Annotated in this window: 7 protein-coding genes; 3 read left to right on the top strand and 4 right to left on the bottom strand. The window is 71.4% G+C overall.

The window, feature by feature from the left end:
* Window positions 1-95: 95 nt before the first annotated feature.
* Entirely contained in the window at window positions 96-4013 is a 3918-nt protein-coding gene (locus tag ACFQSB_RS05855; RefSeq protein WP_380824738.1) for an NACHT and WD repeat domain-containing protein, read from the bottom strand.
* A gap of 662 nt (window positions 4014-4675) precedes the next feature.
* Here ACFQSB_RS05855 and ACFQSB_RS05850 point away from each other — a divergent pair.
* Window positions 4676-6328 (top strand): SGNH/GDSL hydrolase family protein, encoded by a 1653-nt coding sequence (locus tag ACFQSB_RS05850; RefSeq protein ID WP_380824737.1) that lies wholly within the window; start codon window positions 4676-4678, stop codon window positions 6326-6328.
* A gap of 253 nt (window positions 6329-6581) precedes the next feature.
* Window positions 6582-7463: a methyltransferase domain-containing protein gene (locus ACFQSB_RS05845; RefSeq protein ID WP_380824735.1), complete on the top strand. Its 882-nt coding sequence runs from the start codon at window positions 6582-6584 to the stop codon at window positions 7461-7463.
* Between the two features lie 146 nt (window positions 7464-7609).
* Here ACFQSB_RS05845 and ACFQSB_RS05840 read toward each other — a convergent pair whose 3' ends face one another.
* Both ACFQSB_RS05840 and ACFQSB_RS05835 read right to left on the bottom strand, forming a co-directional pair.
* Window positions 7610-9670 (bottom strand): BMP family ABC transporter substrate-binding protein, encoded by a 2061-nt coding sequence (locus tag ACFQSB_RS05840; RefSeq protein WP_380824733.1) that lies wholly within the window; start codon window positions 9668-9670, stop codon window positions 7610-7612.
* 241 nt (window positions 9671-9911) lie between these two features.
* The gene (locus tag ACFQSB_RS05835; protein WP_380824732.1) at window positions 9912-10757 is read right to left on the bottom strand and encodes an NAD(P)H-binding protein; all 846 of its coding nucleotides are present in this window, start codon (window positions 10755-10757) and stop codon (window positions 9912-9914) included.
* 72 nt (window positions 10758-10829) lie between these two features.
* Between ACFQSB_RS05835 and ACFQSB_RS05830 the strand changes: the two genes are divergently transcribed.
* Window positions 10830-11765: an AraC family transcriptional regulator gene (locus ACFQSB_RS05830; RefSeq protein ID WP_380824731.1), complete on the top strand. Its 936-nt coding sequence runs from the start codon at window positions 10830-10832 to the stop codon at window positions 11763-11765.
* Between the two features lie 73 nt (window positions 11766-11838).
* Here the strand turns inward: ACFQSB_RS05830 and ACFQSB_RS05825 are convergent, their stop codons facing one another.
* Entirely contained in the window at window positions 11839-13002 is a 1164-nt protein-coding gene (locus tag ACFQSB_RS05825; protein ID WP_380824729.1) for a methyltransferase, read from the bottom strand.
* Window positions 13003-13342: the final 340 nt, after the last annotated feature.

Here is a 13342-nt window from a genome sequence, read left to right as displayed (position 1 = left end):
CGCCCGCGACCCGCCGACGTTACGACCGCGCTTTATGAGCTATTTGTGACTGACCGAAGCCTGATCGCAGCTGGTACAGGGCGTGCCCGGATGCGTCAGCAGACCGCGGGCTGCGGTTCACCGGGGGCGTACTTCGCCCATTCTCGGCTGGTGGGGGCGCCCGTGGTGGTGCAGAGCGCCTCGTAGGGGTGGGCGAGCGGCCAGACACGCCAGCGCCGTATCGCCCCGTCGTTGCCCGCGGTGGCCACTTCCGCGCCGTCCGGGCTGAAGGCGATGGCCCGCAGTTTCTCGGCCAGGTCGGCGGCGCGGAACGGCTCGCTGACCAACCGACCGGTCGCCGGGTCCCACAGCCGCAGGGTCCCGTCGATGCCCACGCCGGCCAGCAGGCTGCCGTCCGGGCTGAACGCGAGTCGGCTGATCTCGGCCGAGTGCGGCAGAGGCCGCCCGACGCGGTGGCCGGTGAGCGGGTTCCACAGCTGCACGGTGCCCGCGCCGTCGGCGGTGGCCACCACTTTGCCGTCCGGGCTGAACGCGATCGCGTAGATGGTCACCCCTGTGTCGCCGCTCACCCGGACCGGCACGCCGGCGGGCCGGCCGGTGACGGGGTTCCACATGCGCAGCACGTTGCCGAGACCGCCTGCCAGGAGGGTCCCGTCCGGGCTGAACGCGAGCCGGAACGGGTGGGGGTCCTTGTCGCCCCCGGTGCTGATGACGCGGCGCCGGCCGGACCGGTCCCACAGGGTGATCATCGGGGAGTCGCCCGCGGCGGCCAGCAGGTCGCCGTCCGGGCTGAAGGCCACCGCGCTGAGCGCGTCGGTCGTGCCGGCCGGCTGCAGCCACGGTCCGGCGGGGCGCCCGGTGACGGGGTTCCACACCCGGACCAGCTGCCGGTATTCGACGCTCGGGGAGATGCCGGCGGTGGCGAGCCGGGTGCCGTCCGGGCTGATCGCCAGCGAGCCTCCGAGCGACGTTTCGCCGGCCTGGAGCGGCTTCCCGGTCTGCCGGCCGGTGGCGGGATCCCACAGCCGGACCAGGCCATCGCTGCTGATGGCGGCGAGCAGGTCACCTTGCCCGCGGAACGCCAGATCGTAGATGACCGAGAAGGTGTTCACGGTCCCGGCGCGCAGCGGCTGGCCGACGAAGCGGCGGGCGTCCAGGTCCCACAGCCGGACCGTGCCGTCGCCGGCGGCGCCGGCCAGTACGTGGCCCCGCGGGCTGAACGCCAGCCCGTTGACGTACCAGGAGACGGTGGAGTTGACCGCGAGGGTCTCGCCGGTCTGCCGGCCGGTGGCGGGATTCCACAGCCGGACCAGGCGAGCATTGCCGTCGGCGACCGCCAGCAGCCGGCCGTCGGGGCTGAACGCCATCCCCTCGGCGGAGTTGGACGGGGCACCGGACAGGAACTGCCTGACGAGCCGGCCCGTCGCCGGGTTCCACAACCGCACCAGGCCCGATGTGGCGTACGTGGCCATCAGCTTGCCGTCCGGGCTGAACGCCACCGTGTTGACGGAGCCGCTGGAACCGGAGGGCTGGACCTGGAGGGGTGCGCCGAGGAGCCTGCCCGTGGTCGTGCTCCAAAGCCGCACCTGGCCATCGCTGCCGGCCGCCAGTGCCGTACCGTCCGGGCTGAACGCGATGGTGGTCACGGCGCTGTAGGGGCCGGCGAACCGCCGCACCGGCGGGCCGACCGGGTGGCCGGCCGTCAGGTCCCACAGGCGGACCGTCCCGTCGTTGCAGCCGGCGGCCAGCAGTTTTCCGTCCGGGCTGAACGCCACCACATCCGGCGCGATATCTGCGCGCTGGTCGTCCGGCCGGAGCGGGACCCCGACGGGCTTGCCGTCGGCCGCGTTCCAGATCCACAGCCTGCGGTCGTGGCCGGCGGCGGCGAGCAGCCTGCCGTCGGGGCTGAAGGCGATCCCCAGCGAGTAGGGGTGGGCGTCCGGCCGCGAGGTGGTGGGCAACGGTCGGCCGACGGGACGGGACGTCGCCACATCCCATATCCGTACGGTTCCGGCGTCGTCGCTGCTCGCCAGCAGCTTCCCGTCCGCGCTGAACGCCACCTGGGACACCGGGGTTGTGGAGGCGGGCAGCATCCCCCACTGCTGCTGCTCGGCCAGCAGCGTCACCATGGCCGAGCCGGCCTCGCTCGTCGGGTACACGTGCCAGGCCGCCGCCGCCAGCCGTCGTGCGGTGACCACGTCGGTGGGGTCGGCGGACACCGCCTGGGCGGCGAGCTGGCGGGACAGCGCGATGGCGTGCTGGCGGACGGCGATGGCCGTCTGCCGGTTGGCGTTCGCCGCGTTGACCAGCGCGACGCCGCCCCCGGCCACGGCGGCGAGGGCCAGCGTGAGCAGACCGGCCAGGACCGCGCGGCGGCGGCGGGCCTGAGCGAGGCGGGAGCGGTCGCCGGCCCGCAGGAAGTCCCGCTCGGCCTGGCTGAGCGGCGGGTTACGCCCGGGATCGGCGTCGATCCTGGCGACCGTCTCGGTGGCGGCTTCGAGCAGGGTGCCGCCGTAGAGGTAGGAGGGATCCCGGGAGTGAAGCTCCCATTCGGCCGCCGCGTTCCGCAGGCGGGTCCGGACGACGCGGTCGGCATGGCTCTCCCCCAGCCAGTTGTCGCGCAGCAGCGGCCAGGCGGTGAGCAGCACCTCGTGGCTTATCTCCACGCTGTCGGCGGCAAGGGTGAGCAGCCGCTCGGCGGCGAACCCTTCCAGGACCGCCGCCACGTCGCTCGCCTGCGCGGCGCTGATGCCATCGGTCAGCTCCACTCGCGTGGCCCGCTGCGCGGTGTCCACGTTGTCCGCGCCGACGGCGGTCAGCCGGATGAACACCTGGCGGGCCGCTGCCTGCTGGGCCGCCGTCAGCGTGTCATAGGCGCGTTGCGCGCTGTCGGCGACGGCCCGTTCGATGCCGCCGGTCCGCTCGTAATCGGCCGGCGTCAGGTGCGGGCCTGAGCGGGACCGCCATGCCTGGTCGAGCGCGTGTGACAGCAGGGGGAGCACCCCCGGCCCGGAGCCGCCGTGCTGCCGGGCCCGGACCTCGGCCAGCAGCAGGTCGGCCAGGTCGGGCGCCACCTCGGCGCCGGCCTGCCGGGCGGGCTCGGTGATGGCCAGCCGCAGCTGCCGCGCGGTCATGGCGGTCACCAGGTAACGGTTCTGGACCGCGTCGGCCAGCTCTGGGTAGTCCGCGCAGCGGGCCTCGAAGTCGGCGCGCACGCCGAGCACGACCAGCGCGGCCGGCTGCTGTTCGGCTCCGTGTCTCAGCGTCGCCGCCGCGTGGAGGGCCGCGATGAACGCCGCGCGCTCCGCCTCGTCCGGGCACTGCGTGAAAACCTGCTCGAATTGATCCACCACTATCAGCAGCCGCGGACTGGACGGCATGCGCTGCCCCGCCGCTGCGCCCGGTGGCCCGGCGGAGGGCGGTGCCGCCGTCAGGGCGGCCTGCCGCACGGCGAGCGCGAAAGCCGCCGGGTCCGACTGTGCCGCCTGCCGCAGCACGCCCGCACCGGCACCGCCAAGTAGGGCGATGCGCAGCGCCAGCTCATCGAGCGGGGACGGGGTGGGGGTGAGCACCAGGCACGGCCAGGTGGCCGCTTCGGGTGCGGCCGCCAGCCCGGTCCCCCTGATCCGGGGAATGACCCCGGCGCGCAGCAGTGAGGACTTGCCCGCGCCCGAGACCCCGGAGACGACGAGAAGGCCGGCTCCCGCCAGCTGGCGCGCCATCCGGTCGATTACCTGGCCCACGGCCGCTTCCCGCCCGAAAAAGAACGGGGCGTCCCGTTCCTCGAACGCGTTCAGCCCCCGGTAGGGGGAATCGATCTCTCCCGATACGCTCACCAGTGGCGGCGGCGCCAATCCGTCCACCCAGGTCAGCCTGTTATATGTGTAGTTGATCTGGGTGTTCCGCTCCCCGACCTGGACGCCCTGCGATTCCCGGACCTCCACCGAGTAACCGGGCTTAGGGACGGCAGGGTCCTGACCAGGACCTCCGGGATCCGGCGGGTCAGCGTTCATGTGCGTCCAGCACGAACACGATCGGCGCCATCTGATGAGCCTTCCCGCCCCAGGTGAACGTGCGACCAATGTAGCAATCACCAGGGGGCGATAAATGAATAAGACGGTGACTCATTTGGGGTCGGCTCGTTGAGGCGATCGTGGATGCGTTCCTTAAACGGCTGGTGCCCGATGAGCTGTGGAAGTTGTTCAAGCGGGTGGTTCCGCCGGCGCCGCCGCGGCCGCAAGGCGCGGGCGGCGGCGGTGTAGGCCCAGCAGCCAGGCCACCGCCCATACCAACGCCATGGTGATGGAGGGGCCGCGTCTTTGCGCACCCGCTCCACCCAGCGCGACACCGGCAGCCGCCCGATCAGGACCATGGCACGTGTGCGGGGGTCCTATAGGGAGATGCCCGATGCTAACCGCCCGCGAGCATGAATAGCCTCCGGTCAATCCCCGGCCCTCCGTCAGGACCGAGGTGCGAGAAAGGCAGGCATATGTCCCCTCCCCATCGAACGCGCGCGGGTAGGCTCGTCGCGACGGGCGTCGCCGTCATCGTCGGCCTGGTCTCGGCGATCAGCGGGGGCCCGGCCGCGGCCAACCCGGTGCCGGACCCGACCAGCAGGCCTTGCGAGATCGTCGGCTGCGACCCCCTGAACCCACCGAAATTCGTGATGACCGTCATGGGCGACAGCTACTGGGCCGGCGAGGGCGCCAGCAAGACCAGCGCATACGCGAACCGGCCCGGCATGGTCGTGGACGGGCGGCACCAGTCCGGCTACGCACCTCCCCACGTCGCGTGGATGCTGCTGGAGGCGGGCCGCCGCCCGCTGATCGACCAGTACCGCATCACCCCCGCGTCGTTGCAGACGTCCTGGGGGCCCGACCGGCTGCAGTTCAACGCCTCTTCCGGGGCGTCGACCCGGCACCTGGTGCAGCAGCAGAAGGAGAGCAACGGCGACATCCGCAACGAACCGCAGCTCGACGGCGTCGACCCGAACACCAACATCGCGTTCTTCGGTCTCGGCGGCAACGACGCGGGCTTCTTCGACGTCGTTTCGACCGCGACCAAGGCCGGTGCCTTCTCCAGCTATCCGGAGGACCCGTCCGCTGCCATCCGGCAGCAGGAGACCGTCCAGCAGGTTATCTTGCAAAAGCTGCGCGGTCTGTCGACAGTCGCCGACAACATCATGAAAGGGCTGCACCGCACCCACCTCGCGATGCCACTCGCCGAGATCATCGTCGGGCTGTACCCGATCGGCGTCAAACCCACCGGCAACGCCGACCTCGCGGCGGTCGGCCATCAAACCCTCGACGTACTGTATTCGTACGTCAAGGAGGTCAACGCCACGATCAGCAAGGCGGCCGCGGCCTACCAGCGCACCCACCCCGGCGTCCGGGTGCACGTGTTCGACCCGAACACGGCCGGACCGGGCGGCACCAGCGTGGTCGCCGGACATGAGGTCGGTCAGCCCGACTCCTACTTCAACGACCTGAAGAAGAATTCAGGCGAATCCGGCTCCCGCGAATACCAGGAGAGCTACCACCCGAACGAGCTCGGCGCCGTAGCGATCGGCAGAGCACTCGCCACGTGGATGGCCAAGGAGTTCCCGCAGTACTTCCCGAAGGGGCCGAACCCCGACGCGATCATCATGGACCCACAGGCGTCGACGACCGACCCCGCCGACGTCGACCACCTGCGACAAGTGGCCCAGAACGACCCCGATGAACTGTGCGACGGCACCGACCCCGACAGCATCTGCCGGTTCATCCAGCCCGGCGGCGACGTCATCATCCCAGACGACGTCTACTTCAATCCCACCGCAGTGCAACCGTTCCCCGACGAAGCGCCCGACGACACCGGAGTCGTTCCCGGTGCGCCACAGCAATACGTGAACGGCAACACCGTGTACATCCCATGGGACAGCTACTGGGGCAACCCACTGTCGGGCACCGACCACGGGCCCTGGTTCGACGACGGCCCGGACTTCAGCCCGACTGGAGGCGTGCCCGGCGGCGACACCGGCTCAGGCGGACCGAACTCAGGCGGGCCGACCTCGGGCGGCCCAAGCTCAGGCGGACCGAGCGGCGTACTCAGCGACGGGAGCACCACGACCACCACCGGCGGCGCCTGGACAGCCGTGTGGAACCTCATCAACACCACGCAGCCGGGACCCTGCGACCAGTACATGGACAACGTCTGGCAGAAGGCCTCCACCTCGGCGATCAAGATGCGGCTCAGCGGATACGACCGCCCACAGGTAGTGCAGATCAGCTACTTCGTAGTCCGTAGCGCCACCGAGGGCGACACCCAACCCAGCGACCCCTGCAGCTAACCGACTGGTACTCCACGATGGCCGGCAGCGACATCCGGCCATCGTGGAGCCATCGATCAGGACACGGCCGGGCCATGCCGTCGGGACGCCGTGTGAACCGTCGCCGCGGGATCCCTCCCCGATAGATCAGCGGGCGGCTCGACAGAGCACAGAACGCGGCGCTCGCGGCTGATGACGGTGGCGGTGTCGTCGTGTGAGATATCCCTCTGCCCTCGTTGTGGCGTAGCGGCCCGGGGAGGTCGACCATGTGGTGATGACCTCCTCGCCTCGCCCGCCGGACGTCGGTGACCGACCGGATCCGACCGGCGTGCCCGGTGGAGAAGCCGCCCGCGGGTACCTGCTGGACAACGCGCGCGCCGAGGCGGGCGAGCGATTCGTCTGGCTGGCCGAGCTGTTCGACGGGGTGACGCGCGCGCACTTCGACCGGCTCGGGGTCAGGGCCGGTTCGCGCTGCTGGGAGGTGGGCGCCGGTGGCCGCAGCATCCCCGAGGCGCTCGCGGCGGCCGTCGGCCCGACCGGGTACGTGCTGGCCACCGACATCGACCCGTCGTGGCTGAAGGCGGGCGACGGGTACGAGGTGCGCCGGCACGACGTCGTCGCTGATCCGCCCCCGGAACCGGGGACGTTCGATCTGGTGCACGCCCGCCTCGTGCTGGTCCACCTGCCCGACCGGGCCCGGGCGCTGGCCACGATGGCTGCGGCGCTACGGCCCGGCGGCTGGCTGTTGGTCGAGGACGCCGACACCGCTCTGCAGCCACTGGCGTGCCTGGACGACAGCGGCCCCGCGCAGCGGCGGGCCAACCGGCTGCGCGACGCGGTCCGGGAGTTGCTGACGCGCCGCGGCGCGGACCTTCGCTACGGCCGGACGCTGCCGCGGGCATTGCGTGAGGCGGGCTTGGTGGACGTCGCCGCGGCGGGCTCGTTCACGGTCGGCGGGCCGGCCTGCGACCGGCTGGAGGCGGCGACCATACGCCACGTACGCGGCGAACTGCTCGCGGCCGGGTTGACGGACGACGCCGAGATCGACGCGCACCTGGCCGCCATCCACGCCGGCGAGCTCGACCTGACCCTCGCGCCGCTGATCTCGGCCTGGGGACGCCGTCCGGAAGAGCCCGCGCCGGCACCTGGTGACTGACCTCAGACGCGTGGTGTCGCGGATGGCCGACGGGTGGTGATCCATGGTCTACGCCGTCGTCATACGATACGCGCAGGGTGGCGCGCTCGCCAGGGCCGGACGTGCCGTCGGGAGGCGGTCGCGGTCATGAAGGTCGCTGCGTCCGATCACTGCTTCGGGACGTCGATCTGACCGTTGGCGATCTTCTGCTCCACCTCGTCCAGGCGGGCCGCGATGTCGTCGATGTGGTGGCCGGTCGTGGTGTAGGCGAAGCCGTGGGCCTTGACGCCGTACACGGTGCGGCCGGGTTTGGCGGAGCCGGTGGAGAAATCCTTGAGGTAGTCGAAGACGACCATGTCGACGCGCTTGATGATCGAGGTGAGGACGACGTCGCGCATCGTGTCGTCCGCGGTGTGGGCCTCGTCGCCCTCGGCGCCGATGACGTGCCCGCCGGCCGCCTCGGCGGCTCGCATGACACCGAGGTTGGAGTCGCCCGCCGCCTGGAAGAGCACGTCGGCGTGCGCGCGGAACAGGCCGGCCGCGACGATCTGGCCCTGGTCGGGGTCGTTGAAGCCGCCGAAGTCCGGGGAGCGGGTCACGTACTTCACGTCGACCTTGATGTCCGGCTTGACCGACCGGGCGCCCGCGACGAAGCCTGCGGCGGCCCGTTCGATCGGTCCGCTGTCATTGACCGCTCCGACGAAGCCCACGTGCCCGTTCTTCGACTTCAGGGCTGCGACCACGCCGGCGAGGAAGCCGCCTTCCTGCTCGGCGAAGACCAGGTTGGAGATGTTGCCTCCCTTCGCCTCCTCGCTGTCGACGATCGCGAACGTGGTGCCGGGGAACTCGGTCGCGACGGCTCTGACCGCCTCGGAGTAGGCGTAGCCGATCGCGATGATCGGGTTGTGCCCGCTCTTGGCGAGCCCTCTCAGCCGCTGCGTCTTCTGCTCCTCCGACTCACCCGCCTTCGCCGCCAGTTCCTTGACCTCGCGTGCGCCGAGTTCCCGCTTGGCGCGTTCGATGCCCGGGACGGCCGAGTCGTTGAACCACATGTCACCCCGGCCGCCGATGTCCAGGGCGATGCCGACCTTGTCCAGCTTGCCGGCGACGGCGGCGATGGCGGACGGGGAAGCGGTGGCTCGGCGGGAGGCGGAGGGCGTGGTGGAGGGGCCTGCGGAGTCGACGGGGTGGTCGCCGGGCGATCGCCACAGCCAGACGCCGGCCGTGACCGCGAGGGCGAGCAGCACACTCAGCGAGGAAACCATCGCGCGCCGCCTGACGCGACGGGAGCGTCCGGCCCGGCGCCGACCGACCCTCTTCCCCGCCGTGGTCACCGTCGCCTGCGACGAAGGCGGCGAAACCGGTGACGCGGCGGTGGTGGAGGGCGGGACGCCGGCTGTGACGCCCGGCGGCGGGGGCGCGTCGTGGCCCACCAACTGAAGCATGATCTCGGCCGCCGTGGGCCTGGCCTGCGGGTCCTTGGCCAGGCATCGGCCGAGGAGCGGACGCAGCGACCCGGGCAGCTCGGTGAGGTCGGGTTCGGCGGTGAGGACGGCGTGCAGAACGGACGGCACGCTCGTGCCGCCGAAGGCACGGCGGCCGGTGGCCGCGAAGACCATGGTCACCGCCCAGGCGAACACGTCGGCCGGGGGGCCGACCTGCTCGCCGGCGATCTGTTCGGGCGCCATGTACGTCGGGGTGCCCGCGACGCCACTGGCGGTGACCGTGACGGAGTCGAGGGCGCGGGCGATGCCGAAGTCGATGACCCGCGGCCCGTCGGGGCCGAGCAGCACGTTGCTCGGCTTGAAGTCGCGGTGCACGACCCCCGCCTGATGGATCGCGGCCAGCGCGCCGGCCGTGCCCAGCGCCAGGCGTACCAGCTCGTCGCCGGTGAGCGGCCCGCGTTCGCGGACCCGTTGCTCCAGCGAGGCGCCCTGGACGTACTCGCTGACGATATAGGGCTGGTGGTTCGCCGTACCGACCTCGATGACACGGGCGGTGGAGAAGGTCGCCACCCGCCGCGCGGTGGCGACCTCCCGCAGGAACATGCGCTCGGCGTTCTCGTCCATCGCGTGGTGCGGGTGCAGCACCTTGATCGCGACCCGCTCCCCCGCTGACGACTCGGCCAGGTACACCGTGCCCTGACCGCCCTGGCCGATGCGGCCGAGCAGCCTGTAGTCACCGAATTGGCCCGGCTCACCGGCGCGTAACGGTGACAGGTCGGACATCCACCCCTCCAGCGTGTCGGTCCGACAATAGGGGATCACGCGATCCCCCGCGCGAAATCGCCGGCACGCGGACGTATCAGGGTGATCGGCTCCGTGGGGCCTCGGTCGAGCCCGCGAACGCCTCGCCGACCAGGCGCCTTGTATAACCGCACTTATAATAAGTCGAGTTGTACAAGGCGAAGAAGAGCTCCTGGGCGTGCACGGGTCGCCTTCGTACCGGCCCCGAAAGCACGCAGGACGATCAGTTGTGCTGGGGTGTCCAGATGCCGGTGGCGGCGGTGGTTCGGGCGTAGTCGGTGAAGTCCCGAGGGGGGCGGCCCAGGGCGCGCTGGACGCCGTCGGCCAGGTAGGCGTTGCGGCCGTCCAGGACGGTGGTGAACAGGTACGTCAGGAGGCCGGCGACCTCGGGCGGGACGTTCTCGGCGGCCAGGGCGTGCGCGTAGTCCTCCGGGGAGACCTGGACGAACCGGATGGGCCGGCCGGCCGCTGAAGAGATCTCGGCGACGGCTTCGGCGAAGGTGAGCAGCCGGGGGCCGGTCAGCTCGTAGAGCCGGCCCGCGTGCCCGTCCTCGGTGAGCGCCGCCACGGCCACGTCCGCGATGTCGTCGGCGTCGACGAACGGCTCGGGCACGTCGCCGACCGGGAGGACGACCTCGCCGCCCAGTATGGGCTCCAGCAGATAGTCCTCGCTGAAGTTCTGGCTGAACCAGCTGGACCGCAGGATCGTCCACTCGGCCCCGGAGGCCTGGACGAGCTTCTCGCATGCCTCGGCCTCCTCCTCTCCCCGGCCGGACAGCAGCACCAGCCGGGAGGCCCCGGAGGCCACCGCGAGCTCGGTGAACGCGCCGACCGTCTCGGGTGCGCCGGGCACCGCCAGGTCGGGGTAGTAGGACACGTAGACCGCGCTGACGTCCTGAAGGACCGGGGCCCAGGTCTCCCGGTCGGACCAGTCGAAGGGCGGTGCGGCGGATCGCGACCCGACCCGCACGGGCGCCCCGCTCGCTTGTAGCCGCTCGACGACGCGGCGGCCGGTCTTGCCCGTCCCGCCGAGGACCAGGATCGTCTTCTGCTCTCGTGTGTTCGTCATACCGATCATTGAAGCGCGAGCGGGTGAGACGCTACATAGCCATAGCTCGCGATTCTGTGTTTAATCGTCTCCATGGATGCGGTCGCCGGGCTCCTTGACGGCCCCCGAGCCCAAGGAGCGTTCCTGCTGCGCTCGGTGCTCAGCCCGCCCTGGTCGCTGCGCATCGAGGACCGGGCGCCGCTCACCCTGGTGGCCATGGTGCGGGGCGACGCCCAGGTGCTTCCGGACGAGGGCGCGGCCGTACGGCTCGTCCCGGGGGACGTGGCGATCATCCGGGGTCCCGGCCCGTACACCGTGGCCGACGACCCGGCGACGGCGCCGCAGGTCGTCATCCGTCCGGGCCAGGTCTGCACCACCCCGGGCGGGCAGGAGGTGCCCGAGATGCGCGACCTCGGCGTGCGCACCTGGGGCAACAGCCCGGACGGCCCGACGATGCTGCTCACCGGCACCTACACGATGCGGGGCGAGGTCAGCCGGCGGCTGCTGAACGCGCTGCCGCCGCTGCTGGTCGTGCCGGGCGACTCCTGGGACTCCCCGCTGGTCCCGCTGCTGGCCACCGAGATCGTCAAAGACGACCCCGGGCAGGAGGCCGTCCTGGACCGGCTGCTCGACCTGCTGCTCATCGCCGCGCTGCGCGAGTGGTTCGCCCGGCCGGAGGCCAAGGCGCCCGCCTGGTACCGGGCGCACAGCGACCCGGTCGTGGGGCGGGCCCTTCGGCTGCTGCACAACAACCCCGCCGAGCCGTGGACCGTGGCCTCGCTGGCCGCCAAGGCGGGGGTCTCCCGGGCGGCGCTGGCCCGCCGCTTCACCGAACTGGTCGGCGAAGCGCCCATGTCCTACCTCACCGAATGGCGGCTCGCGCTGGCCGCCGACCTGCTCCGCGAACCGGGCGCCACCGTCGGCGCGGTCGCCCGGCAGGTCGGCTACGGCAGCTCGTTCGCGCTGAGCACGGCCTTCAAACGCGTCCGCGGCGTCAGCCCCCGGGAGCACCGGGCCGCGCGCACATGACCACGCTCCCGGTTCACGGGGAGAGCGGACGACTGTGCCCGCGATGCGGATGGGCGCTCGCTCGTGCCCGGAGTCACTGCTTGACGGCTCGCAGGACGACGAACCTGGGGTCGCTCGCGGCGACGTCGCAGTTGCCGAACAGCCGGCGCAGCTTGGCGTGGTAGCCGAGATGCCGGTTGCCCACCACCCACAGCTCACCGCCGCGGCGAAGCGCCGCGCGTGACCCGTTGAACATCCGCCAGGCCGTCTCGTCGGTCGTCGTACGGTGGGCGTGGAACGGCGGGTTGTTCAGCACCAGGTCCACCGTGCCGGCGGGGACGCCGGACATGCCGTCGGCGGCGAGGAACCGCGCGGTGGCGCTCGCGTCCGTGTTGTCGATGTGCGCCCGGAAGGTCGTCTCCGCCGATGCCAGCGCCTGGTAGGACTCGTCGATGAACGTCACCTGGGCCTCGCCGTTGTCCAGCGCCGCAGCGAGCCCGACGACCCCGTTGCCGCAGCCCAGGTCCACGACGTGCTCGGGGCCGCGGCGCGACGGCAGGTGCTGGAGGAAGAAGCGGGTGCCGACGTCGAGGCGGTCGGCGCAGAAGATGCCCGCGTGGTTGGTGACGGTCAGGCCCGACACCGCGCCGACGCCGGCGGGCAGCGCGTAGCTTCGCGGCCACGGGTTCTCGCCCCGGGACAGCCCCGGATCGGGCGCGCAGAAGATGAGCCGCGCCTTCTTCACGGCCAGCGACGTCCTGGTCGGCCCGAGGATGCGTTCGAACAGCCTCAACGTCGAGGTGTGGATCTCGGTCACCATCCCCGCGCCGACGACCACGGTGCCCGCGTGCACGTGCGGGGCCAGGCGGTGCAGTTGGTCCTCGAGGAGGGCGAGGCTCTTCGGCACCCGGACGAGCAGCACGTCGATGCGGTCCGGCGGCGGGTCCTGGGTCGTGGCCAGTCGCACGGCGTCCGCCGCGACCCCGTTGCGCTCGATGTTCGCCTGGGTCGCCCGCTGGGTGAGGTAGGAGTCGGTGATCTGCACGGGACGGTGATCGGCGAGCGCCGTGACCAGGGCGCCCCACCGGTCGTTCAGCACCACCACGGTGCCCGACAGGTCCGTCGGGACGCCGTCGATCCCCTCGAGCTCCCGCAGGAGATACTCGTCGGCGGCGTCCCAGGCGCGAAGCGGGTCACGGGGACTCTCGGGGAAGCGGGTGAGGTCGAACCCACCTCTCGACGTCGTCAAACGGTTCATCACGCCCCAGGTTAGCGACCCGCCGCCACCCCGGTCGCATCCCGACTTCCGTGCGACGGTCTCATGCGGCAGACCATGAGGCCCTCCGCCTTGTTCGCGGCCGGTTGTGTCGACGGCGCGATCAGGAGCACAGACCCGCAGGCTCCTGGACGGTCAAATGGCAGGCTGGCGACCCGTTTCTATATGCCATTCCGGGCTCGGCGCATATAGGGGTCTATCACATAATATTGACGCGCAACAAGGATTTTGTGAGGCTGAAGACATCCCGGGACGTGTGAGCCCTTCGGAAGGTGCGGCCAGTGGACACACCGTGGGAAGCGAAGACAGAAGCCGGTTTCGT

It is taken from the genome of Sphaerisporangium rhizosphaerae, from assembly GCF_042665155.1.
Lineage (GTDB): Bacteria > Actinomycetota > Actinomycetes > Streptosporangiales > Streptosporangiaceae > Sphaerisporangium > Sphaerisporangium rhizosphaerae.
This window is presented reverse-complemented; position numbering and strand designations above follow the sequence as displayed.

Excerpts from the sequence above, each read along its gene's own strand:
- ACFQSB_RS05835 (WP_380824732.1), bottom strand. The coding sequence starts at position 10,757 with ATGACGAACACACGAGAGCAGAAGACGATCCTGGTCCTCGGCGGGACG.
- ACFQSB_RS05825 (WP_380824729.1), bottom strand. The coding sequence starts at position 13,002 with ATGAACCGTTTGACGACGTCGAGAGGTGGGTTCGACCTCACCCGCTTC.
- ACFQSB_RS05850 (WP_380824737.1), top strand. The coding sequence starts at position 4,676 with ATGGGCGACAGCTACTGGGCCGGCGAGGGCGCCAGCAAGACCAGCGCA.
- ACFQSB_RS05855 (WP_380824738.1), bottom strand. The coding sequence starts at position 4,013 with ATGAACGCTGACCCGCCGGATCCCGGAGGTCCTGGTCAGGACCCTGCC.
- ACFQSB_RS05845 (WP_380824735.1), top strand. The coding sequence starts at position 6,582 with ATGACCTCCTCGCCTCGCCCGCCGGACGTCGGTGACCGACCGGATCCG.
- ACFQSB_RS05830 (WP_380824731.1), top strand. The coding sequence starts at position 10,830 with ATGGATGCGGTCGCCGGGCTCCTTGACGGCCCCCGAGCCCAAGGAGCG.
- ACFQSB_RS05840 (WP_380824733.1), bottom strand. The coding sequence starts at position 9,670 with ATGTCCGACCTGTCACCGTTACGCGCCGGTGAGCCGGGCCAATTCGGT.